Source organism: Nonomuraea sp. NPDC048881 (genome assembly GCF_040649795.1).
Taxonomy (GTDB): Bacteria; Actinomycetota; Actinomycetes; order Streptosporangiales; family Streptosporangiaceae; genus Nonomuraea.
In genome coordinates, this window is sequence record NZ_JBEZGC010000023.1 from 96,558 (window position 1) to 119,047 (window position 22,490).

Below are 22,490 nucleotides of genomic sequence, written 5' to 3' on the forward strand. Positions count from 1 at the left end.
GGCTGTGGCAGGGCTGGTCAAGCGGCCGGGGTGCAATAAGGCGCCGCCGTACGCGGCTGAGGTCAGCGGATCGTCTTCGCTGCGGCGATGATCACGGCTGCCACCGCCGCGGGCTCCGAGGCCGGGATGGCGTGCGAGGCGCCGGGCAGTTCGACGCTCTCGCGTGAGCCGGCGCGTTCGGCCATGAAGCGGTGCGCGGCGAGCGGGATGTTGCGGTCCAGTTCCGGATAGACGAACCAGGACGGAATCGTCTTCCACGCCGGCTCGCCGGCGCCCTCGTTGAGCGCGACGGTGTTCAGCGGCCGCTGGGTCGCGGCGTCGAGCACCGCGCGCCCGGCCGGCACGTCGGCGGCGAACTGCTGGTGGAACAGGTCCTGCCGGATGTACAGGTCGACGCTTCCGTCGGCCAGCGGCACCTCGGTCAGGGTCTGCCCGAGCGTCCCGCCCGGGAACCTGCCGGACAGCTCCCCGATGCTCTCACCGGCCTCGGGCGCGAACGCGGCGACGTAGACGAGGGCCTTGACGTGGTCGTGGCCGACCGCGGCATTGGAGACGACGGCGCCGCCGTAGGAGTGCCCGACGAGGACGACCGGGCCTTTGACGGTGGCCAGGACGGCGGAGACGCCCGCGGCGTCACTGGACAGGCTGCGCAGTGGGTTGCCCGCGGCGATGACCGGGTAGCCGTGCGTGTGCAGGCGTTCGATGACGCCGTTCCAGCTGGCGGACTCGGCGAACGCGCCGTGGACGAGGACGATGGTCGGCTGGGCCGTACCGGATGACATGATCGCTTCTTTCGGCCGGCGCTCAGCGGGTGGACAGGATCGTGGACAGGAAGTCGACGGCCTGACGGATCGCGCCTTCGGCCGCCTGGGTGCCGCGCAGGGCGTTGAGCATCACGAAGTCGTGGATGACGCCCTGGTAGCGCACGGCGGTGACTGGCACGCCCGCGGCGCGCAGCTTGTTCGCGTAGGCCTCGCCCTCGTCGCGCAGCACGTCGGCCTCGGCGGTGATGACCAGCGCGGGCGGCAGACCGGCAAGGTCTTCGGTGGCGGCCCGCAGCGGGGAGGCGGTGATCTCGGCGCGCTGGACCAGGTCGGTGGTGTACTGGTCCCAGAACCACTGCATGGCGTCGCGGCGCAGGAAGTAGCCTTCGGCGAACTGGTGGTACGAGCCGGTGTCGAAGGAGGCGTCGGTGACCGGGTAGAACAGCACCTGCCCGAGCAGCGGCACGTCACCGCGCTGCTTGGCGGTCAGGGTCAGCGAGATGGCCATGTTCCCGCCGACCGAGTCCCCTGCCACGGCGATCCGGGAGGCGTCCAGGCCGTGCTCGGCGCCGTGCCGCACGATCCACTGCGCGGCCGCGTAGTTCTCACCGATCGCGACCGGGTACCTCGCCTCCGGGGAGAGGCTGTAGTTGGAGAAGACGACGGCGGCGCCGGTGCCGGTGGCGAGCTCGCGGGCGAGCCGGTCATGGGTGTGGTCGTTGCCGAACACCCAGCCCGCGCCGTGCAGGTAGAGGATCACCGGCAGCGGCCCGCTGACGCCTTCCGGCCGGTAGATCGTCAAGGCGGGTTCGCCGAGGGTCTGCCGGGTGGTGCCAGGCACGACGATCTCGGGGCTCTGGACCTCGTCGACGGCCTTGCGGCCCTCGACCGGGCCTAGATCGAACAGGTACGGCGGGTTCGCGGTCGCCTCGACGAACGCTTGCGCCGCGGGTTCGAGTACCGGTTTGTCCATGGTGGATGCTCATTTCCTGTGTGGTTGACGTTGCCTCGTGCGGCGATCCCGCGGAAGCGGGGCGACGTCGGCAGGGCTGATCAGCGGCAGCACCGCCGCGCTCAACACCTCGGGCCGGTACGCCGACATGCCGTCGACGAGCCGGGCTTGACCGGCCACCGGGAGGCTTGCTGGGTCAATCACACCGTGCGCGGACGCTGCCGAACAGGCGGAACCACATGCAGAAACACTCCCGCCGGTGTTCAGCCGGTCGGCGGGGCACGCTCGTGCCGCATCCGCTCAGCCTGCCGGGTGCCGTCGATCGTCCCGCGTCCGGTCGGAAGCCTGGCAGCCGCGGTTGCGAGAGTTCCGGGGAAGGAGCCCGCCGGCGCGCCCGGCGTTGCGGTTCGGGTTGCGTCCAAGGCGGGCTCGGAGTGTCCAGCATCCCTCATCGGCGTCGGCCGCCCGTTCGAGGATGAGTTCGCTCTTGGTCAGGCCGGAGGCGGCGTCGGCGGGCGCTCGACGATGACGTTCGGGATCCGCCTTTGGTAGCCGGCGTAGAGGGGCCAGATACCGGTCGTCGTCTCCCACAGGTGGGTCGGTTCGGCGCCGACCTGCACGGTCACGTCGGGCTGGGCGAGCAGGTTTCGGAGCCGCCGGCTCCTGGACGCCGCAGGGGCGAGGCGCACGACGGGTCGTGCCTGCTCAACAGCCCTCCCGGCGGGCCTGCCATCCTCCGCCCTCCCGAGAACCGTGCGATTCGAAGTGACAGTCAGACATCCAAGGCCGGGCGGGGCCCCGGGCCCACCGTCAACCCGAGGTCCGGCCAGCCCAGCCAGTCCAGCCGGACCGACGCGGCCAGCGCCCGCTCCTCCAGCTTCAATCGCACCTTGTACACGCTCAGCAGGAGCGCCTGCAGGGAGTCCACACCGAAAGCCGCCCCGACTTCCTGGTCGCCCAGACCCAGGATCTGGTGGGGACAGCACCAGTCGTCGTTCACGCTCAACTGGTCGAGGCGCGGCGTGCCGAATCTGATCGTCACCGGCCTGCGCGTACCGTCCCCAGCGAGAGCCTCCAGCTGCCGCTCGACGGCGATTTCGCCCAACTCGTACGTAATCTCCATACTCCTAGTCTGCGGGAGCGCCAGACTGGTATCACTTCACATGCTCTCGGTTGCCAACAGGGCGATCTTCACCTGATGTCGACACCCTGTTCCGCCCCCTCGGCGAGTACCTTGCCGAGGCGCCCGTCCTGCCGCCCGTCCTGCCGCCCGTTCCATGGGTGTCGCCGGCGGGGCGTGGTGTACGGGGAGGCGCGGGTGGCCGCCCCGACTCCCTGTCGCACAGCCGGGCCTCCGCCGCGTACGAGCGGGCCGTCATGGATTCCGCCACCGAATGGGCGATCCTGTGCCCGGGCGGCTTCGCCTCCAACGCCTACGCCTGGGCGCCGTCCACCAACACGGCGCGTACGGTCGCTGCCCCCTTCGGCGAGATCGGCCTCCTCGTGGTCGACCCGACGACATCGCCGCCGTGACGCTGACGCAGACCGGCCACGCGAAGGCGACGTACGAGCTGACCGGGCCCACCCCGCCTCAACGCGCGGCGGCAACCGCGGCCGCCATCGGCGAGCGGCGGCGCGGTCCGCGGCCCGGAGTGTGGCGAGGATGCTGGAGATGTGGTTGGCGACCTGGCGCGAGATGGAGGTGCTCCATGAGGTCAGGCGGCTGGTCAGGCCGGTCGTCCACGGGTACTGGGCGCCCTCGGGCTTGCGGCCCGGGACGGTCTCGGCGTTCGCGGTGATGCTTCGGGAGACGGCGGTCACTCCGTGGTCCCGTTCGATCAACCTGGGTGACCAACGCCTCCAGCTATGTGTTCGCGCCGAAGGCGTGAAGGAGGGTGCTTCGCCCGGTTTCAGGTCGGCGATGAGCAGGACGACGTCGTCGGGATGGCGCAGCGCGCGCAGCCCCTCTGACGTTGGACGAGGTGGGGCGGACGCCCGGTGAAACGGCGTGCCGCGGCCACCTCACAGTCCGGGGGCTACGATCACCGCGCTGATCGCTGAGCTCAGCAGCAGAGTCGCGCCCATGATGGGTCCAGCTGATCGGCTGCTCGGTGTGGTCGTATCCTGCCGGCGTGGCGCCACCACACCGAGCGCGACCAACTGGACGACGCCGACGATGTCCACACCGAGGTCGTTCAGCAGCAGTGCCAGGGGCAGGATTTCCTGTAGACCCGCGGGCGCCCCGCGGAGTTGATCGCAGTGCGCGGCCCATTCCTGGATCGCCCGCGCGCATCGGCCGTACCCAGTAGTTCTGTCGTGTTGAGATGGGGTACGCGCAGCATGAACGGCGTTCCACGGAGTCGGTTCACCCGAGCGGCCACGAGGTGTGCGCGCCGGCCGATCCTCAGCAGACCGCCCACCAGCAGGAAAGCCTGCGCCAACACGATCGCCACTCCGGCAGGCTCCGGCGGCTCCAGTGCCACCTCGGCCGCCACCGCTGCCACGAGCCCCCCGCCATGGTCAGCGCCAGCCGTCGCATGGGCTTCCTGATCCAGGCATGCGCCGCCTCCCACGCCTCACGCGAGGCGAGCGTCTCCCGGGTGCGCAGCCCGGCCACTCCGTTGCGCGTGTCGGTCGCACCGGTCTCGTCATGGAACGGGATCAGCACCAAGGCCAGAGCCGGGAGAGCGAGGATCGCGGTGATCAGAAGGGTACTTCCGAGATTGACGCCATCTCGGAAGTACACTCCTACGGCGGGTGACCTGCACATCGAGCAACAGGCTACAGAACTGGGCGAGCCGATCGAGGTCGACGGCGTCGATGACCATGCCGCCCAGGCGAAGGCCCGGCCCTGCCTGGCTTATGCGCTCCCTCGTTCGTGTGCTTCTCGCTCATACGCCCCTCGCCCCGTCGATGCGTTCGCGCAGCAGGTCGGCGTGGCCGTTGTGGCGAGCGTACTCCTCGATCATGTGGATGAGCACCCAGCGCAGCGAGAGCCGCCCACGCCAGGCGTCGTGGCCCTCGACGTTGAGGTGGGGCGCTTCGGCGACGTAGGCGTCGGCGAAGGCCACCTCCTCCCGCCAGGCCCGCCATGCTCCGTCGATAACCTCGGGGTCCGGCACGGCGCCGTCGAAGTCGCCGTCGGGGTCCTCGGCGGAGGAGAAGCGGGGCGGCGCGTCCTGTCCGGCCAGCACTGCCCTGAACCAGCGGCGCTCGACGTCGGCGAGGTGCCGGACCAGCCCGAGCAGCGACAGCGTGGAGGGCTCCACGGACCGCAGGGCCAGTACGGTGTCCAGGCCCGCGCACTTCAACTTCAGCGTCGCTCGCTGAGCGGCGAGGACGTCGACGAGCATCGTTCGCTCGTCTCCGAAGGCGGGGAAGGTGAACCGGCTGTCGTCCTCGCCACCGAGGATCTCACTTCTTCTCCGGCGGCTCGTGTTGGTCATGTTCTTCAGCCTTTCTGAGTCACGCGAGCAGGGGAAGCCGTTTGGTCAGGGGAGTCACGCGATTACGCCGCCCGAACACGGCGACGGCTACGAGGCTGACGCGTTGCGACGGGGTGGTCTTCAACGCGGCGAGGTGGTCGTCGTAGTCTCGGGCGCGCTGGGCCACCTCGTTGAAGCCCACGGTGATCAGGTCATCCTGGGCCAGGGCGCGGTGGTGCAGCTCTCGTAGTTCGTCGGCGGGAGCGATCAGGACGGCGACCGGGTGCAGGTTCAGGCCCGCCTGCCATCCTCAGCCGGCGTCCACACCGTCGCCGCCCAGCGGGTCGCTCAGGCGGGCGCCCAGGCTGAGCCCGATCACCGCGGCCGCGTTCACCGCCGGCGGGGGCTTGAGGTCGTCACGAGTTTCGTGGCCATGGGCGTGGTCGATCTTCCTTTCCCGTCACAGAGAAGCGGAGGCCGAGGGAATGGTGTCGAGGCGGCGCCGGGCCAGCCGCGATGCCGCCTGGGCGGGTGTCACCTGCTGACAGTCCGCCGCGTGGAGGAGGTCGGCGACGGTGTTCTCGATGGCCTCGACGCGCTTGCGCGCTCCAGGGCGGTGCCGTGGTGCAGTTCCATGGTGATCGCGTTGATGACGCCGCCCGCGTTGACGACGTAGTCCGGCACCCACACGATGCCGCGTCGGTGCAGGAGGTCGGCGACGTCCGGGGTGGCGAGCTGGTTGTTGGCGGGTCCGGCGATGGCGGCACAGCGCAGCTCGGGCACGATCTGCTCGGTGAGGACTCCGCCGAGCACGGTGGGGACGAGCAGATCGCCGGCTCTGGCCCGGTCGAGCGGGCCGGCGAAGTGGACGGTCACCTCTCCGCTCCGGCCTTCACCGCGATCAGCAGACGCATGCCGCGCGGACCGGTCTCGTCACGCCGCACCGCAAGTCCGGCCGCCGCGCATTGGGCGGCGAGCCAGTCGGCGCCGAGGCGGAGCTTGGGGTAGCTGCTGGCCTGCTGGTTCCAGGTGTCCCCGGTACGGGTGTACAGCACGTCGTGGACGAGGACGGTGTCGCCGCCATAGTCCAGGAAGCAGGTGAGCAGTCGATCGGCGGTGCCGCGGACGAGGATGAACCGGTCGGTGCCGGTCAGGGGCAGGGTGAGGTCGCGGTAGGTGATCACCAGCCTGCCTCCCTCGGCGAGGGCTACGGCGATGTCGCCGAGCAGGGCGATCACGTCGTCCTTGCTTGTCAGATGGGTCAGCGTGTCGCCCATGCAGACGATGACGTCCACGTCGCCGGGCCGGGTGATCAGAGGAAGCGCGGTGCGGATGTCGGCTTGGACGGGCCGGATCGCGGGGTCTCCATCTGCTGCGGCGGCCAGCTCGTCGAGCAATGCCTTGCTCGTGTCGACGGCCAGCACGGGAGAGAAGCCCAGCCGGGCCAGGGCCAGGCTCTGGTTGCCCGGACCGCAGCCGAGGTCGACGGCGGTGGCGCCGGAGGCTGTCGGAGCGACGCCGAGGCTGCGCAGCAGGTCGGCTTGCTCGGCGGCCAGGGCGGCCAGGTCGCCGCCGAGCATCCAGGTGTAGTGCCGGGCGAGCAGCCGGTCGTAGTGGTCAGCGGCCAAGGTCATGGGTCTTCCTCACTGTTGTGGATGCGGCCGGGCGCTCCGGTGGCCTCGTGGCGGAGGCGCGCCCGGGCACGGCCAGGTAGGACAGCAGCAACCCGGCAGCGCTGAGCACGGCTCCGGCCAGGCCCGTCCAGCGCAGTCCGGCGGCGGTCACGACGCCGGCGCCGATCATCGAGCCCACCGCGTGGGCGAGCATGAACGCGGCCACGTTGATCGTGACCGCCAGGGTCGGGGCAGCGCCCGCGCGTTGCACGATCAGGGTCTGCAACGGAGCGACGGTGGCGGTGGCCAGCAGCCCGAGCCCGAGCACCGCGGCGGCCGCCATCGGCTTGTGCACGACGGCCAGCGGCAGCACGGCGAGCAGCGCGGTCAGGGAGGCGAAGATGCCGCGCAGCGTCGCCCCAACGGACCGGTCGGCGAGCCGTCCGGCGACGAGGTTGCCCAGCAGGCTTCCCACTCCGTAGGCCAGCAGTAGCCAGGAGACCACGGACGGGGTGAACCCGCTCACCTGGACCAGCATCGGCGCCATGTACGTGAACACCGCGCCGACCCCGGCGAAGCCGACGGCCGTGGTGGCGATGGCCACCAGCACCGGCCGCCGGGCCAGCACCGAGAGCTCTGCGGCGACGCTCGTGAGCTGCGCCGGGACGCGCGGCAGCGTGAACGCGAGCAGTGCCAGGCATGCCAGTGCCAGCGCGGCCAGCACGGCGAAGGGGAAGCGCCAGCCCAGGTCTTGGCCGAGCGCCGAACCGAGCGGCACCCCGAGCAGGTTGGCCACGGTCAGTCCGGAGGTCACGGCGGCGATCGCGGAGCCGGCCCGCCCGGGACCGGCCACGCTGGTGGCCGCGATCAGCGTCAACGCGAAGAACGTGGCATGGCCGATCGACGAGACGACCCGCCCGGCCAGCAACACCGGATAGTTCGGCGCCAAGGCGCTCACCACGCTGCCCACGACGAAGACCGCCATCAGGGCGAGCATGAGCCCTTTGCGCGGCAGTCGCATGGTGGCGATCGCCACCAGCGGCCCAGCGACCACGGTGCCGAGCGCATAGGCGGTCACCACCTGCCCAGCCACGGCGACCGAGACCTCCAGATCTGACCCGATCTGCGGCAGCAGGCCGGCGGCCAGGAACTCAGCGGTGCCGACGACGAAGACGCTCACGCACAGAGCGGCAAGCACCGGAAACGTTCGCCTCATGCGGGGAGGTTAGACTCTGACATCCATGTCAGAGTCAAATGGAGGCGTCGTGCGTATCGGGGAACTGTCGTGTCGTACCGGGGTTCATGAGCGGCTGCTGCGTTACTACGAGAAGCAGGGCCTCCTGTGGCCGGAACGAGCGGCCAGCGGTTATCGCTACTATCAGGAATCGGATGTCGACACCGTCCTGCGCATTCGCCGTCTGCTGTCGGCCGGGCTCAACACCGAGACCATCGGGCAGGTGCTGCCTTGCATACGGGTCAAGGCCGGGAACCTGGTGCCCGTCTGCCCGGAGATCATCGACGAGCTGCAACACCAGCGTGAACGCATCACCCGCGCCATCGATGAGTTGCAAGCCTCGCGTGACCTACTCGACGCCGTCATCGCCGCCGCGCCCCTCACCGTCTCCTCGTCGGCCGCCCCCGCCTCCTGACGATCCACCAGGCCCCGTCGAGGCCGGCCGTCCGGCGAGCGTCCGGTTGAGGACCTCGGCGAACTGCTCGGCATGGGGCAGCGTGGGGCGCAAGCTGGAAGCCAGCCCGGGTGTGCACCGGCCGTCGACTTTCTCCGCCTTTCTCGCCTCCACCTTGGACGACACCCGAGACCAGGTCGTATTGGACGCGGGGTGCGGAGCTGGCCTGGTCACTCTGGCCGCCTTGACCGCTGGAGCCCGGCACGTGATCGCTCAGGACCATGACGGGGCCGCGCTTGCCGACACCGCCCGCAACGTCATCCCGTTCCTCGGTCACGAGGCTCGCAAGCGACTCACCCTTTGGGAGGCCGACTGGCGTCTCCTTGCCCCGATGAGCGCAGATCTTCTCGCCGTCAACCCGCCGCAACGTCCCACTACGGGTCCGCACCACCGCGGCAGCCGTCCTCGATCCAACCGCATTGCGACACCCGAACTGGACCGAACCCCAGCTCATTGGCACCCACACCCGCCGCGCCCGCTAGCGCGGTGCGCATGGCCTCAATCCGGGTGGAGACCTGCTGCGGGATCGGCATATGGGGCAGGTCTTGCAAAAGCCATCGCACGGTGCCCCAGGTGGCGGTCCTGATCAGCAGTGCGGCGGGTATGACCCGCCACCACCAGACCCGGCAGCGGACCCGGCAGCCTCGACGGGGAGGCCACACCACCGTCGTCCGCCGGGCTGGGCCGGGTGGGACGACGGTGGTTGGTCGGGGGCCTGGTGGGTCATGTCACGGTGAGGGTGAGGGCTCCTGCCAGGGTGGTGTAGCCGTTGTTGTGGAGGTACCAGGCCGCGTAGGTTCCCGCGGACAGGCTGCTGGTGGGCAGGGTGATGCTGCCGCTGGCGCCGGGGGCGTACTTGTAGGTGAGGGACTCTTTCACGCCGGGCTTGTCGCCGACGCGGTAGAGGCCGATCCAGTTCTTGTCGCTGACGGTGGCGGGGGCGGTGGAGTACTTCAGGGTGAAGTTCGTCCCCTTGGCGACGGACGCTGCGGTGGTGGTCAGCGTGTTCGTCTGCTCCGGCTCCGGCTCCGGAGTCGTAGCGGGAGCCGGAGCCGGTGTGACGGCGGGGGCTTCTGGGACGAGTTCGTAGTAGGTCGCCAGGCGGTCCACGACGGTGTCGGTGTAGGGGACAAGGCGGGTGAAGTGCGTGGCGAGGGCGGTCCTGACCGCTGTGCTCAGGGCGTTGTAGCTTGCGGTGGCTCCGGTCAGGTGGGGTTTCAGGCGGTGGATGAGCTCGTAGTCGCTGGCGATGCCGAGGCTGCCCATGGCCTGGGACAGGGACGGGGTGGTGGTGGCGGCGGTGTCCTGTACACGGCTGACGAAGGTGACGCGGTGCAGGATGCGCCAGCAGGGCGGTTTGCGGTCGGACTGGCGGGCCCGCTTGAGCGCCAGCGCGTTGGGGTCCTTACCACGCTCCAGCCACTCGGGGTCGATGACCTTGCCGTAGAAGTCTTCGAAGTTGTCGGTGCTGGTGTCGAGGTAGAGGCTCATGAAGCGGTAGGCGTCGACGCGGCCGGGCACCAGGATCGGCTTGCCGTCGGCGTCGAACAGGGGGGTGTCGCCGTCGAACTTCTGCAATCGGGCGCCGGGCGCGCAGCTGACGTCCAGGCTGAAGGTGCGGGTGGCTTCTTTGGATTTGCTGCGGGTGATGCTGTAGCCGGTGCCCATGGAGGCTTCGACGCCGAACTTGCAGCCGAAGCCGCCTACTTCGAAGCCGAGGCCGAAGGTGCCGCCGATGGTGCCGTTGAAGGTGTAGGAGCCGGTGGTGGTCTCGGTGACCTGGTCGGTGGTGCCGGTGGTCTCGGCGAAGAATCCGCCGGCGGCGGTCCACACGTAGGTGTTGACGATGTTGCGGCGTGCGGCCGATCGGATGGCCGCCCGTCCCTTCTCGGGGTTGCCGCCCTGGGTGACCTCGGCGCCGGTGCCGCCCATCATCCCGTTCAGCACCTTGGCCGCCTGGCCGTGGGTGGGATCGTAGGCGTGGGTCTCGGTGGAGACCGATTCGTAGAAGCCCTGTAGCTGCTGCTGCTCGCGCTGGATACGCTTCTTGATCCGATACGCCTCCACCGGCCGGAAGTAGCTGTATTCGCCGGGTACGCCGTCGGCGGCGTTGGGGAAGTCCGGGTCGGCGAAGGGCTGCAGGCCGTTGTTCGTCTCGTGCTCGCCGAAGCCGATGACGCCGTCCAGGGTGCCCTGCTTGGTGTAGCGGGGGTTGATCGGGAAGGGGATCAGGTTCCAGTCGCGGGGGATGTCGGGGCTGGGCAGCATCCGGTAGGCGACCAGGGCGCCGCTGTGCAGCAGGCGCAGCGCGTACAGGTCGGCGGTCTCGGACTGCACGACGGCGAACCCGACGTTGGCCGGCACCCAGCGCCGCCCGGCGACGGGGTTGACCTGCTTGGTGCTGTCGGGGTCCTCCCAGCCGCCGCTGAGTTTCACCGTGCTGGCGCGGGTGGTGTTGGTGCCCTGGCTCACCCTGGTCTCGTTGCTCCAGGTGTTGGAGTACTTGAGTTCGAGGCTGGCTCCGAAGGCAGCCGTCACTTCGGCGATGGGCTTGGCCGTGCCGGCGCCCAAGGGGGCGGTGACGGCCCAGACCTGGTCGTTGATCTCCTGGTCCCACTTGACCTTCAGGGAGGAGTCGACGCTGTGGTGCTTGTCGGAGGACAGGGCGTTGACGACCTCATCGGCCTGGACGAAGGCGATCGAGGATGCGCCCGCGTAGTCGTCGGCGGTCCCGGCGATGAGGTTCTCCGACGGGATCGGCGGGGCGCCTTCGATGTAGCCGATGAGCTGGGGGTCGAACTGGGCCTGTCCCACCCACGTGGTGGTCAGCTCGCCGACCTTGTAGCCGGTGCTCAGCATCCAGGATTTGTCGGAGCGCAGGTAGGTGTAGGCCCGCTTCAGCACTCCGATCACCGCGTCGTCGGCGATCCGCTGGATGTCGCCGTACTCGGTGGCGGCCGGGGTGTGGGCGATGGTGGTGTGGAAGGAGGTGCGGATCCCGGTCAGAGCGGAACGGATCTGGGCGGCGTCGGCGGAGATCGGCGCGGTGGACAGCACGATGTCGGGGGCCGGTGTCGACTGGGTCAGGTGATGACCGCCCAGGCTCGCGTCCTTCACCTGCACCCCGGCCAGGGTGTCGTCGGCGTCGAAGGGGTAGTAGGCCAGCAGCTCCTGGCGGTCGCCGCGGACGCGGCCGAACATGTTGTCCAGGATCTGCTCCTGGGTACGCGCGGTGCGCCACACCCGGATCTCGTCCAGGTCGCCGGTGTAATTGTGGGCCACGATCGAGTTGGGAGATCCGGAAACCATACCCCCCTGCGACACGGTGCCGGGGACGGGGTCGCCGTTGCGGTAGAGGATGAAGCGGTTGCCTTGGGGGTCAGGGGTGCGGACGCGGGTGACCGAGTGCAGCGTGGCCGGGTAGGAGCCGCACAGATCCTCGCTGCGCGAGCCCTTCGCCTCGGGGAAGGTCCACCACGCGACCAGACCGGAGGCCTTGGCCGTGATCGGCGTACCGATCTGGTCGGCATCCCTGGCGACGTTCCAGATCCGCACCTCCGACAGCGTGCCCCGCAGGCGCTCCGACAGCGTGCCCGCCGTCGTGCCCGGCATCTTCCGGCTCAGTTCCACCGGCGAGTCGTTGCCGACCGGCTTGGCGCCGCTGTACCACTGCGATTCGCCGATCTTCTTTCCGTCGACGTAGAAGCAGATCTCCACCCGCTTTTCGGTGCCGGTGGGGTTTTTGCGGGTGACGGCGACCTTGTAGAACCGGCCCTTCACCAGGGGTATTTGCGCGGTGTAGACGTACTTCTCGACCTTTGAGCTGCCGGAGCTGGCCTCGAAGGCGAACTTCAACAGCGCCACTGACTGCGACGTCTCCACGTACAGGCAGTAGGGGACGGCCGTCTGGTTCCCGGCGTCGAACGTGCCCTTGCACACCAGTCCATGGCGGACGGGGAAGCTGAGGATGTTGAGCTTGTCGAGTTGCAGGAACGCCTCGATGGTCAGGTCGTCCACGATGTCCAGGCCGCCCGCGCCGCCGGCGTTCAGATATCCGGTGTCGTCCATGCTGATCGCCCAGTCCTGCTCGAACACCATCGCCAGATGCGCCCATTCGGCCACGGCGAACTTCTGGGTGGTGACGACGGTCTGATCGTTGACGCTCGCCTGGAGGAGGTAGCCCGCCTTGCCGGAGTCCAGCGTGGCGCTCACCAGGCCCAGGGAGTATGCGGTGTCGCCCACATCGGTGAGCAGGATGGAGTCCATCTCGCCGATGAAGGTCGGCTTGGCCCACGCCTCGATGGTCAGGTCCCCCGATGCGGCCAGGGCGGAGATGTTCTCCGTGTCCGACAGTTCCAGAGCGTGCCCGGCGGCGGTGTCGAAGGAGAACGCCCGCCCCGGGGCGTCACCGTGCCAGCGCGGCCCGAGTGGCTCGCTGACGTTCTCGGCGGCCCCGGCGGGCACCGCGGCGGTGGCGGTGCCCGCGTGGGCGCTGACGAGCAGTGAGCCGCGGGCCGGCGACATGCCCGGGACGTTGCAGGAAGCCAGCGTGTAGTCGTAGGCCCCGGTGCGGACCTTGGCGCCGGCCGTGGCGGTCAGCTTGCCGGTGGTCAGGGTGATCTGCGTGTAACCGGACTGGGCGGTGGCCACGGTGCGGCTGTCCTCGCCCACGGTGATGGCCGAACCCGCCACCAGGGTGGTCGTCAGCGGCTCGGCCAGCGTCACGGTCTCGTCCTTGACCAACAGGACGGTGCCCAGGTCGAATCCCTGTGAGGTGCCGTTCAGCACGGCCGCCAGCAGGTCGGCCCGATCGGGCACCGAGGTGAACGTCTCGACCGTCTCGTCCCGGGTGATCTTCACCGTGCACACGCCGGTCTCGCCGGCTTCCACCGTCACGGCGAAGTCGGCCAGGCTCATCGCGACGTCGCGACCGGTCAGGCGTAGCGCGCCGCTCGGCAGTTCGATCTGCTTGACGGCGGGGGAGATGGTGGTGGCGTAGTAGGCGGCGAAGAACTGACCGTCGCCGCCGCGAAAGTACAGCGCCACCTCACCGGTCGAGCAGTCAAGCAGCGCGGGTGCGTGAGTGGTCCAGGCGAAGGACAGCAGGGCTCCCAGCACGGTCAGGCCGGAGCGGTCGGTGCTCACCGCCGGCATCGCCAGGACCGCCTCGGCCGCGCCGAGCTGGCCGCCGCTGAGCGTGGCCAGATGGTTGCGCGCAGAATCCAGGGCCGCCTTGTCGTAGCCAAGCCGCTCCTGGGCCACCATCGAGGCATACCACTTCGGGGCCAGCAGGTCCTTCTCGGCCAGGAGCTTCCGCTCCTTCTCCCGGTCACCGGTCCAGTCGCGGGCGGGGCCTTTGATGTTGTTGTTGAGCGCGTGCAGGCTGAACAGGCCGCCGGAGTACACCTCGTGGTCGATCTGCCGCAACCGCGCGGTGTGAGCCGGAAGCTGCGCCGCCAGCGCCTGGTCGTTGTAGAGCTGGCCGCGCATCGTGGTGACGTCGTCCTGCGCCGCTTGGAGTTCGTCCTCGTCCTCGGTCGGGTCGGGTTGTCCGAGCCACGTCAGGTCGATCACGCCCGGCGCTGTGGCCAGCCGTCCCTCCTGTGACAGCGCGAAGTCCAGGGTCGCGATGTAGGAACGGTCGCTCGGTTCGCCCTCCGGCGGTGGCCCGGAGGTGGCGAAGGCCAGCAGCACCCGCGCCTGCCGTTTCTCCGGCGCGGGCTTGCCGGTGTACCCCGTCACCACCGGTTGCTGCTGGTAGTACAGGCTCGCGGCCAGACCGGAGACCACCTTGCGCCCGCTGATGGAGAACGACTGCCTGCTCACCCCTGGGCTGTCGTAGAGGGGCGCGTCCGAATCCGTCCAGACCACGCCGTCCTCCAGCGTGCCGACGAACTGGTTGACGCCGCGGTCGCGTACCTGGGTGCCCGAGCCTTCGTCGAAGGGGAAGTAGGCGAACAGGTCCGGCTCCATACCGGTCAGCCGCTGTCCCCGGCCGGTGAAATCGGCGCGGGCGGCCTTCCAGATCCGCACCTCGTCGATCTGCCCGGTGAACGGGTCCATCGCTGTGCTGTTCGACGCGGTCCGCTTGCCGACCACGAGCTGGGCGCTGACCTCTACCGCCGTGGAGGTGGCCTGCGTGCCCACCGACACGCCGTCGACGTACAGACGCATCGCCGATCCGTCGAAGACCGCAGCCACGTGCGAGTAGGTCTTCATCGGGACCGCCGCGGTGGAGGTGAGGCTCTGCGAGCCGTGGCCGAACACCAGCTTGCCGTCGGCGTCCAGGCTCAGGTGGACCAGGGTGGCGGAGCCGGCCGTGTCGGTTCGGCCCACGATGAGCCCGCCCGCGGCGGTGGGGTTGATCCAGGCCTCCATCGTGTACGCCCCGGCTGGGGCCTTCGTGGCGGCCTTGCCCATGTAGGCCCCCGCCGGGGTGCTCCTGGTCCCGTCGAAGCGCAGCGCGGTGCCTCCCTGGTGCTGCGTCGGGCGGACCGGCACCAGCGGTTTGCCGGTGTGGGAGTCGATCCCGGGCGCACGCTCCAGCACCGAACTGGCGTATTTCTCGTCCGGGCTGGTGTACAGCTGGGTGCCTTGGACGTTGAACAGCCCTTCGGGGCTCTGCTCCAGGTTGTAGCTGTGTACGACGCCGTCGCCGTCGGCGGTGAAGATCTGCCAGCGGGAGAGCCCCGACACCGCGGTCGGCAGCAGCGACACCGAGAACATCCCGCCGTCGAGCTTGCCCGCGAACGACAGTTTCATGGTCGGCTCGAAGAACAGCCGCCCCTCCATGTCTCGGGTGCCCAGCGTGTCGCCACCGGAGGCGGGCGCGACCCGGCTGCGGCTGCGCTGGTAGCGCACCTCCACGACCGGCTTGAGTTCGTCGCCGACCAGCACGAACCGGTCGCACAGCAACTCGGAGTCGGTCATGGCGACCTTGGCCCCGCCGACCTCGGCGAAGTCCTCACGCGCCGGGTCTCCCGACCAGGCACCCCCGGTCGTCTCATACACCGACCCCTCGTCACCGGCGGCGATCGACTGACGGAACACCAGGATGTGCCGGCCGTCCGACAGCACCTGCAGGGGGAAGGCAGAGGTCAGCCGGGCCGTCGTGGACAGGAACGGGTGATCCTCCCCGGCCAGCAACTGCTCGGACGGCGCCACCTCCGCAAGGCCGCGCTTCTTGACCGTCGGCATGGCCGCCGCCGGTATCTCCGCGCCCACGTCGACGATCTCGGCGGGGAAGGACAGCACGCCCGGGTCGCTGTTCCAGTAGGCGGCGTCCAGCGCTCCCCGCGCCCGGTCGGCCTGGTCCAGGCTCAGCACGCTGTAGTAGACGACGCGCTCGGACATCGCGAAGGCGACGACCATGCCGTCGTGGCGGACCATGGTCGTGCAGGTGTACTCGCGGTCTTTATAGACCTTCACCAGATTCTCGTCGTGCACGGGGTGAACTCCTCCACTGTTGAGCCCCCGAAGAACGCAGGAATTCGCGCAGCACAAAACCAAGGCAACGCGGCCGGATTGAACGCACGCGTGAACACGCTCACGCGGAACGACGTGAATACGCGCCGCCCATCGGCGACGCGCGCACAACAACGACGTGACCGTCACACGTCGGTACTCGCAAGCGACACAAGCAACCCAATGCCCTGCGAGCAGGCAGCCCCGCCGCCGCCCTCACCTGGGCGGACAGCCATCACCCCCCAACTCGATCCACCCCAGCATGCGCTGACAGTGTCACCAGGTCATCAGATACACCTTGTCCACATCCGGCCACTTTGTGACGGTGACGGCCAAGGCGCCGGAGTGGAAGAAGGCCCCTGGCGACACAACGCTCTTCACGCCTTCCTGAAGATCGTTTCAAATGGGTTCAGGAGCGGAAGAGGGTGCTCCGCCCCTGACGGAGGAGGGTGAGGGCGTCCGGGGAGGGGTGTGCCACGCGCCCTGGGCGAGGAGTTCGAGGCGCAGCACCTCGTGGGCGCGCCTGCGCTTCACCCGCCTACGCCAGGGTGGAGCCGACCCTGCCCAAGTCCAAGCCCTCCTCGGCCTGGACTCCATCGAAACTGCCGCCCGCTCCTTCCGGCCGGGCAGAGCGGACAAGCCGAAGTCATCGAGCAAGTCCTCGAGCAGCCTTCACGTTCCCACGGCTTCTCCCTGTCTCCGAGTGCGCGACGGGGTGCTCCCGGACCTGGCCTGAACCAGCCATGCCCGCATGGACATTCGTCGATGAATGTCGCAATCGTCCGTGCCAGGGCGATCAGGGATGTTCGGAGGACAGGGCCAATAGCGCGGCGGCCAGGGCTCGTCCCGCGAGCTGGAGAGCTGCGGGTCGCCGAGCCGGAGGCGGGTGTCGTGGTGGTGCAGCATGACGGTCCCGTCCGGCTCCCTAGACCTCGACACCGGCCACACCTCGCCGGACGACTCGCCCGGAACCCGCGCGGGGGACATCGAGGTCGAAGCGTTCGGCTTCAACGTCGGCCCGAAGCTGGTCAACGGGGCAACGGCCGCGGGGTTCGCCGGAACCGGCCGGCTGACGCTGCACACCTGCAGGTCCGTGCCCGCCACGGCCTGGACGAGCAAGCTCCAGGACCGGCAGTCAGGCCCCGAGGACCGCTCCTGGTGCGTCAGGACCAACGCCGGGCACTACGGCCTCGCCGTCCCGAAGCAGCCCGGCGCCTTCTGGATCGGTCCCGCCTCGGGCGCCGGCGCCGTCTCCCACCTGCTCTGGGCCCAGCCCGGCCTTCCGGCGGCCCAGATGAACGGATGCTGACCCGAGCACAACCACACGCCCGGGACGCGCGGTCAGGGGCGGTTTCACCGTGAGCCGCGGGCGGCGGGAGTGGGCACGCCGTCCTTCAGCGGTTCAGGGGCAAGGAGGGATTCGACATCAGGATCGGGGGGCGTGTCCAGGGCTTCGAGGTTGCGCACAGGGAAGGACGCCCGCGTCCCTGCTTCCCCGCCGGGCCCGTCTGAGGACGCCGACACCAGACCCGGCACCCCTCCTAAGATGGCGATCATGCGTTTCGTCACCCTTGTCGCCGCCACCACGCTCGCCAGCCTGCTGTTATCCGGCACCCCGTCATCCGGCACCGCACACGCGACATCCGCCTTCCCCATCCGGGCCCGAGTTCTGACCGCGAACAAGCTGTACCGTACGGGCGAACTCCAAGCGAGCCAGTGCGCGGAGCGCGAGGTCGGGCCGAAGAGCGTCGCCTCCGCCAAGCGGTACCTGACCGCGGTGCTGAACTGTCTCAACCGGTCGTGGGGCGCCCACTTCAAGAGGGCGGGCCTGCCCTTCGCCAAGGCCAAGATCGGATTCATCACCAAACCACGCAAGTACTGCGGAGAGCCCTGGGGCTCCGCCGCAGCCACCTACTGCGACGCCGAACGGCGTTTCCTCGTCCTTCTGGACGACGACATGCTCGACGATTCCAGCGATCTGTTCCTGTTCCAGACGGCCGCCCACGAGTACGGGCACCACGTGCAGAACCTCACCGGGATCGCCCGCAGCTACGACCGCTATCCGTACCGGAACAAGAGTGAACTGAACGAGCAGATCCGCCGCATGGAGTTGCAGGCGGAGTGCCTTGGCGGAGTGTTCGTCGGGAGCGTCTGGGACTCCTTGGGAGAACGCAGCGAGGAAGACTGGGAGATCTTGCTCCAGATCATGCGCAACAGCGGGGACGAGCAGGCAAAGAACCGCCACCACGGCAAGGGCCGCAACATCGCCGTCTGGCTCGACAAGGGCTTCCGCGCCAGATCCCCGCAGGCGTGCAACACCTGGACGGTCTCCTCGTCCAAGGTTTCCTGATCGCAGAGAGCCCCTGTCTGCCGGATCACCTCGCTGGCACGGACGTTGATCTCCTGGGCAGGCTTCGCGCAGGCCGGGCCGCGCGACCGTTCATCGCGTCCTGGGAGACACCCGAGTGTCACCACGCGAGGCGCGGTCCCGCGTGTTGAGATACGAACGGTGGTCTCACTCACGGGCTGCGGCGGTGCTTCACGTGATCCTCAGATACACGCCCGAGGGACATGCGCTCCCAGCCTTCGCGGATCGGTGGCGAGCCCCGTGAGCGTTTGCCCACTGGAATGTGTGCGCGTCATCGTGCGGCGGAGATGGCGCGCAGGTGGCTGTGGACGGTCTTGTGGCAGATGCCGAACTTCCTGGCCAGTGCGGACCGAGAACGGTGTGGGAGTGGCGGTCGTGTCAGGGCGTCCAGGGGGTGGTCCGCGGACAGGGCCAACAGCGCGGCGGCCAGGGCTCGCCCGTGCGCTCTCTCCATGCGCAGCTCCCACCAGGACACGGGGGTTCCGGACTTTCCCGACAGGTCCACGCGCGTACGTAAGGGAGAGTGAGGAAGCACTGAGATTTGTGTATCTGGAGGAGCGATGGCGGTACAGGCGGCCTACTGGAGCAAGTTTCCGGCCCACCTCCGGGCGCACGTAGGCCCGGAGAAGGCGATCACGGACTTGGTTCTGCCACGGGCCGCCGTGCGGCGACTGCTGCGCGAGCAGCCAGATCTGCGACAGCAGGTACACCAGCAGGTCCTGGCACACCGCGGGGCGGTCCTGCAGAGTGTGGTCAACCACGGTCACCGCTACCCGCACAAACTCCAGGCGATGTGCCAGCGGCACCATTGGTCGCTGGAGGAGGTCATGTCGTGGCTGAAAGACTTTCCCGACCTTCAGGCGCCACTGACCCAGATCCACACGAGGTATGAGCAGTACGTCGCACGCCAGAAGGCGGAGGCGCAGGCCAAGATTGAGCGGGACCAGCAGTGGGCGGAGCGGGAGCGGCTCTCAGCACGCGGTTCTGACGCCAGTCAGTCGCCACTCGCGTCGAGGTCTTCGGCGGGGGGCGGACTGATTCCGGTCTAGATTGGCCCGGACCGATGCCCCTTGCTGTCTCAGCTGGCTGGTCAGTGGAGGGGGTGATGGCGTTGTCCGTGCCGTAGAAGCGGCCTTGCTCGCACAAGGCATCGATCTCGGGGATGTCTTCCGCGCTCAGTTGGTGTCGTCGCCGGTGGCGCCTGCCGGCAGCGCGCGGGCGTGGGCCCAGTTACGCGGCGGCTTCGTGATTCATCGCTGGGCGTCGGCGATGAGCGCCGAGGCGGGGCCGGCCGTTCGAGTGGCGATCTCCTGTGCGGGACCTGGGTCGCCGCACGGGCGTTCGACCATCGCGCTGCGGACGTGATCGGTGGATCCTCCGATGCCGGTTTCAGATGTGGTCGAAGAGGTCTGCCACCTTGCCGATGACTCGGATCGCGGCCTGCAGGTCCTTGGGCGGGACGTCCGCCAGCGCTTGCTGCCATCGCTGCTGCCATCGGTCGCGGGCCTCGGTCACGAGGGCGCGCCCGTGGTCGGTGAGGACAATCTGGATGGCGCGCCGGTCTGTGAGGCTGCGTTCACGTCGGATCACCCCCTTGGCTTCGAGGGCGTCCAGCATGCCGGTCATGGTCGCCGGGGTGACGTCGGCGTAGTCGGCCAGTTGCCGCGCGGTGGCCTGCCCCGCCTCAGCCAGACCGTCCAGCGCGCGCAGCTGAGTTCCGGACAGTTCACCACCGGCGGCCTGCTCACGGCCGCGCTTGCGCCGAAACGCCGCGAACAGCTCCGCGACCGCCTGCTCCACCTGTTCGACCTGGTCCTTCTCCGCACCCATCTGCGGATCCTAACAGTCTGGGCCCTGATGATGTGGACATATATTCTATGGAGCCATATTGTATGGGACCTAACTACTGAAGTGGGGTCCCCACGTGACTGAATCTCTTGCCCCTGCCGCCCCCTCGGGCGGCGCGCCCCAGCTCGGGCGCGGCGCCGTGGCGGCGGTGATGGCGGCGCTGATGCTCGGCCTGCTGCTGGGCGCACTTGACCAGATGATCGTCGCCGCGGTGATGCGGACCGTCGCCGACCAGCTGAACGGCCTGACCGTGCAGGCCTGGGCGACCACCGCCTACCTGATCACCGGAGTGGTCTCCACGCCGCTGTACGGGCGGCTGTCGGACATCTACGGCCGCAAACCGCTCTACCTGGCCTCGATCTCGCTGTTCCTGGTTGGCTCGCTGCTGTGCTCGGCGGCGCAGTCGATGTACGAGTTGGCCGCGTTCCGCGCCGTGCAGGGGCTCGGCGCCGGCGGGCTGATGGCGCTGGCGTTCGCGATCCTGGCCGACATGCTGCCGCCGGAGCGCCGTAGCCGGTACCAGGCCTGGTTCGGGGCGGTGTTCGGGATCTCCAGCGTGGCCGGACCGGTGCTCGGCGGGCTGTTCGCCGGGATGGACAGCTTCCTCGGCGTGGCGGGTTGGCGCTGGGCCTTCCTGGTGAACGTGCCGGTAGGGCTCGTCGCCCTCGTCCTGGTGGTCGAACTCTACCGGCTGCCGCACACCCGCACCGACCACCGCATCGACTACGGCGGCGCGGTGACGCTGCTGCTCGGACTGGTGCCACTGCTGGTCGTGGCCGAGCAAGGAGGCCACTGGGGCTGGGCCTCGTCGCGCACGCTCGTCCTGGCCACCGTGGGCGTCGCCGGGCTGGTCGGGTTCGTGCTGGTCGAACGGCGGATGGGCGATGAGGCCCTGCTGCCGCCGCGGCTGTTCGCCAGCCCGCTGTTCACGATGAGCAACGCCGTCAACGTCGTGGTCGGCATGGGCGTGTTCGGCGGGCTCAGCGTCCTGCCGCTCTACCTGCAGATCGTCAAGGGCCTGTCCCCGACGGCGGCGGGGTTGATGCTGCTGCCGCAGACCCTGGGAATCGTCGCGGCGGGCCGGCTGTGCGGCCCCTTCGTCACCCGTACGGGCCGCTACAAGGGCCTGCTGCTGCTCGGCCTGGCCGTCATGACCGCGTGCGCCTTCGCCTTCACCCGATTGTCGCCCGGCACGCCGCTGTGGTTCACCGCTCTCATCACGACCGTCATGGGCCTGGGCATCGGCCTGTGCTTCCAGGTCATGCTGATCGCCATCCAGGCGTCCGCACCCGCGGGTACCATGGGCGCCGCCAGCGCCTCCTACACCTTCTTCCGCCAGCTCGGCGGCGCCGCCGGAACCGCCGTCTACCTGTCGATCCTCTTCTCGCTGGCCGAGGAACGCATCGCCGCCGTCCTTCATCGGGCGGAGAACACCGCGGCCTTCCAGGCCGCGCTGCACACCCCCGCGGTGACCAAGGATCCCGGAGCGCAACGCCTGCTGGCCGGTCTGGACGGCAGAGCCGGCATCGACCTCAACGACACCTCCTACCTCGACCATCTCGACGCCCGCCTGGCCGGGCCCGTCCTGGACGGCATGGCCAGCGCGATGGACACCGTGTTCACGGTGGTCGGCTGCGTCATGGCCGTCGGCCTGGTCCTCGCGCTGTTCCTGAGGGAGAAGACCCGTGACTGAGGTGGAGATCTGGTCGGACATCATGTGCCCGTGGTGCTACATCGGCAAGAAGCGCCTGGAGCGGGCCCTCGCCGGCCTCGACGACATCCGCGTCACCTGGCGCAGCTTCGAGCTCCGTCCCAGCCAGCCGGCCATCCCCGGCGCCACCCTGGCCGAAATGATGGCGCAGCGCTTCGACCTGCACGGTCCCGACCTTGCGGCCGTCTTCCAACGCATCCGACAGCTGGGAACGGTCGAGGGCCTGGATCTCAACCCCGCCACTGCCCGCCCGGTCAACTCCTTCGACGCGCACCGCCTCATCCACCTGGCCGCCGACCACGGCCTGGCAGACAGCGTGGTCGAGCAGCTGTTCCAGGCCCATCTCGCCGACAACATCAACGTCGCCGACCCCGCGGTCCTTCGGCCCCTCGCCGCACGCGCCGGCCTGCCCGACGCGGCAGTCCGGTCCGTCCTGGACACCGACGCCTACGCCGCTGACGTCCGAGCCGATGAGGAACGCGCGATCCAGCTCGGCGTCCGTCAGGTACCCACCTTCGTCATCAACGGCGCACCCGCCATCGCCGGAGCCCCCGATGTCACCGAACTCCGCACCCTCCTGACGAGCAAGACGTCGCGATGACACGCCGCAGCCGACCTCCAGCCCTGCCGCCAGCAGCCGTCGCGTCCGCGAGTCGC

Annotated in this window: 19 protein-coding genes; 8 read left to right on the forward strand and 11 right to left on the reverse strand. The window is 69.2% G+C overall.

Annotated features, from left to right (window positions below):
* Positions 1-62: 62 nt before the first annotated feature.
* The 4 genes from AB0C33_RS44915 to AB0C33_RS44930 all read right to left on the reverse strand — a co-directional run bounded on the left by AB0C33_RS44915 (position 63) and on the right by AB0C33_RS44930 (position 2,839).
* The gene (locus tag AB0C33_RS44915; protein WP_358299901.1) at positions 63-782 is read right to left on the reverse strand and encodes an alpha/beta hydrolase; all 720 of its coding nucleotides are present in this window, start codon (positions 780-782) and stop codon (positions 63-65) included.
* Positions 783-804: 22 nt separating this feature from the next.
* Positions 805-1,737, reverse strand: a complete 933-nt coding sequence (locus AB0C33_RS44920) for an alpha/beta hydrolase (protein WP_358299904.1) — start codon at positions 1,735-1,737, stop codon at positions 805-807.
* Between the two features lie 470 nt (positions 1,738-2,207).
* Positions 2,208-2,405: a hypothetical protein gene (locus AB0C33_RS44925; protein WP_358299907.1), complete on the reverse strand. Its 198-nt coding sequence runs from the start codon at positions 2,403-2,405 to the stop codon at positions 2,208-2,210.
* Positions 2,406-2,488: 83 nt separating this feature from the next.
* Positions 2,489-2,839, reverse strand: coding sequence for a hypothetical protein (locus tag AB0C33_RS44930; protein ID WP_358299910.1), 351 nt, complete (start codon positions 2,837-2,839; stop codon positions 2,489-2,491).
* Between the two features lie 254 nt (positions 2,840-3,093).
* On the opposite strand from AB0C33_RS44930, the gene AB0C33_RS44935 reads away from it, so the two are divergent.
* Positions 3,094-3,249, forward strand: a complete 156-nt coding sequence (locus AB0C33_RS44935; protein WP_358299913.1) for a hypothetical protein — start codon at positions 3,094-3,096, stop codon at positions 3,247-3,249.
* A 1,358-nt stretch (positions 3,250-4,607) separates the two neighbouring features.
* Here the strand turns inward: AB0C33_RS44935 and AB0C33_RS44940 are convergent.
* From AB0C33_RS44940 to AB0C33_RS44960, 5 genes are all read right to left on the reverse strand, one after another.
* Positions 4,608-5,069 (reverse strand): DinB family protein, encoded by a 462-nt coding sequence (locus AB0C33_RS44940; RefSeq protein WP_352329518.1) that lies wholly within the window; start codon positions 5,067-5,069, stop codon positions 4,608-4,610.
* Between the two features lie 112 nt (positions 5,070-5,181).
* Positions 5,182-5,436 (reverse strand): DUF2000 family protein, encoded by a 255-nt coding sequence (locus AB0C33_RS44945; RefSeq protein WP_358300016.1) that lies wholly within the window; start codon positions 5,434-5,436, stop codon positions 5,182-5,184.
* 239 nt (positions 5,437-5,675) lie between these two features.
* Complete coding sequence (locus AB0C33_RS44950) at positions 5,676-6,017, reverse strand: hypothetical protein (RefSeq protein ID WP_358299916.1); 342 nt, start codon at positions 6,015-6,017, stop codon at positions 5,676-5,678.
* Positions 6,014-6,775 carry a class I SAM-dependent methyltransferase gene (locus AB0C33_RS44955; RefSeq protein WP_358299919.1) on the reverse strand — a complete coding sequence of 254 codons (762 nt, stop codon included), beginning with the start codon at positions 6,773-6,775 and terminating at the stop codon, positions 6,014-6,016. Before AB0C33_RS44955 ends, AB0C33_RS44950 begins: the two co-directional genes overlap by 4 nt.
* On the reverse strand, positions 6,759-7,970 hold the full coding sequence (locus tag AB0C33_RS44960) for an MFS transporter (RefSeq protein ID WP_358299922.1): 1,212 nt from the start codon (positions 7,968-7,970) through the stop codon (positions 6,759-6,761). The genes AB0C33_RS44955 and AB0C33_RS44960 overlap by 17 nt, the downstream gene beginning before the upstream one ends.
* Before the next feature lie 49 nt (positions 7,971-8,019).
* On the opposite strand from AB0C33_RS44960, the gene AB0C33_RS44965 reads away from it, so the two are divergent.
* Positions 8,020-8,403 (forward strand): MerR family transcriptional regulator, encoded by a 384-nt coding sequence (locus tag AB0C33_RS44965; protein WP_358299925.1) that lies wholly within the window; start codon positions 8,020-8,022, stop codon positions 8,401-8,403.
* Positions 8,315-9,028 (forward strand): methyltransferase, encoded by a 714-nt coding sequence (locus tag AB0C33_RS44970; protein WP_358299928.1) that lies wholly within the window; start codon positions 8,315-8,317, stop codon positions 9,026-9,028. The genes AB0C33_RS44965 and AB0C33_RS44970 overlap by 89 nt, the downstream gene beginning before the upstream one ends.
* A 137-nt stretch (positions 9,029-9,165) precedes the next feature.
* Here AB0C33_RS44970 and AB0C33_RS44975 read toward each other — a convergent pair whose 3' ends face one another.
* Positions 9,166-15,888 (reverse strand): LamG domain-containing protein, encoded by a 6,723-nt coding sequence (locus AB0C33_RS44975; RefSeq protein ID WP_358299931.1) that lies wholly within the window; start codon positions 15,886-15,888, stop codon positions 9,166-9,168.
* Between the two features lie 922 nt (positions 15,889-16,810).
* Between AB0C33_RS44975 and AB0C33_RS44980 the strand changes: the two genes are divergently transcribed.
* The 3 genes from AB0C33_RS44980 to AB0C33_RS44990 all read left to right on the forward strand — a co-directional run bounded on the left by AB0C33_RS44980 (position 16,811) and on the right by AB0C33_RS44990 (position 19,323).
* Entirely contained in the window at positions 16,811-17,215 is a 405-nt protein-coding gene (locus tag AB0C33_RS44980) for a hypothetical protein (protein ID WP_358299934.1), read from the forward strand.
* A gap of 246 nt (positions 17,216-17,461) precedes the next feature.
* Positions 17,462-18,256 (forward strand): neutral zinc metallopeptidase, encoded by a 795-nt coding sequence (locus AB0C33_RS44985; protein ID WP_358299937.1) that lies wholly within the window; start codon positions 17,462-17,464, stop codon positions 18,254-18,256.
* Positions 18,257-18,834: 578 nt separating this feature from the next.
* Positions 18,835-19,323, forward strand: a complete 489-nt coding sequence (locus tag AB0C33_RS44990; protein WP_358299940.1) for a hypothetical protein — start codon at positions 18,835-18,837, stop codon at positions 19,321-19,323.
* A gap of 340 nt (positions 19,324-19,663) precedes the next feature.
* Here the strand turns inward: AB0C33_RS44990 and AB0C33_RS44995 are convergent, their stop codons facing one another.
* The gene (locus AB0C33_RS44995) at positions 19,664-20,104 is read right to left on the reverse strand and encodes a MarR family transcriptional regulator (protein ID WP_358299943.1); all 441 of its coding nucleotides are present in this window, start codon (positions 20,102-20,104) and stop codon (positions 19,664-19,666) included.
* A 94-nt stretch (positions 20,105-20,198) separates the two neighbouring features.
* Between AB0C33_RS44995 and AB0C33_RS45000 the strand changes: the two genes are divergently transcribed.
* Together AB0C33_RS45000 and AB0C33_RS45005 are read left to right on the forward strand one after the other, a co-directional pair.
* Positions 20,199-21,815, forward strand: coding sequence for an MDR family MFS transporter (locus AB0C33_RS45000; protein ID WP_358299946.1), 1,617 nt, complete (start codon positions 20,199-20,201; stop codon positions 21,813-21,815).
* On the forward strand, positions 21,808-22,434 hold the full coding sequence (locus tag AB0C33_RS45005) for a DsbA family oxidoreductase (protein ID WP_358299949.1): 627 nt from the start codon (positions 21,808-21,810) through the stop codon (positions 22,432-22,434). The genes AB0C33_RS45000 and AB0C33_RS45005 overlap by 8 nt, the downstream gene beginning before the upstream one ends.
* Positions 22,435-22,490 lie beyond the last annotated feature (56 nt).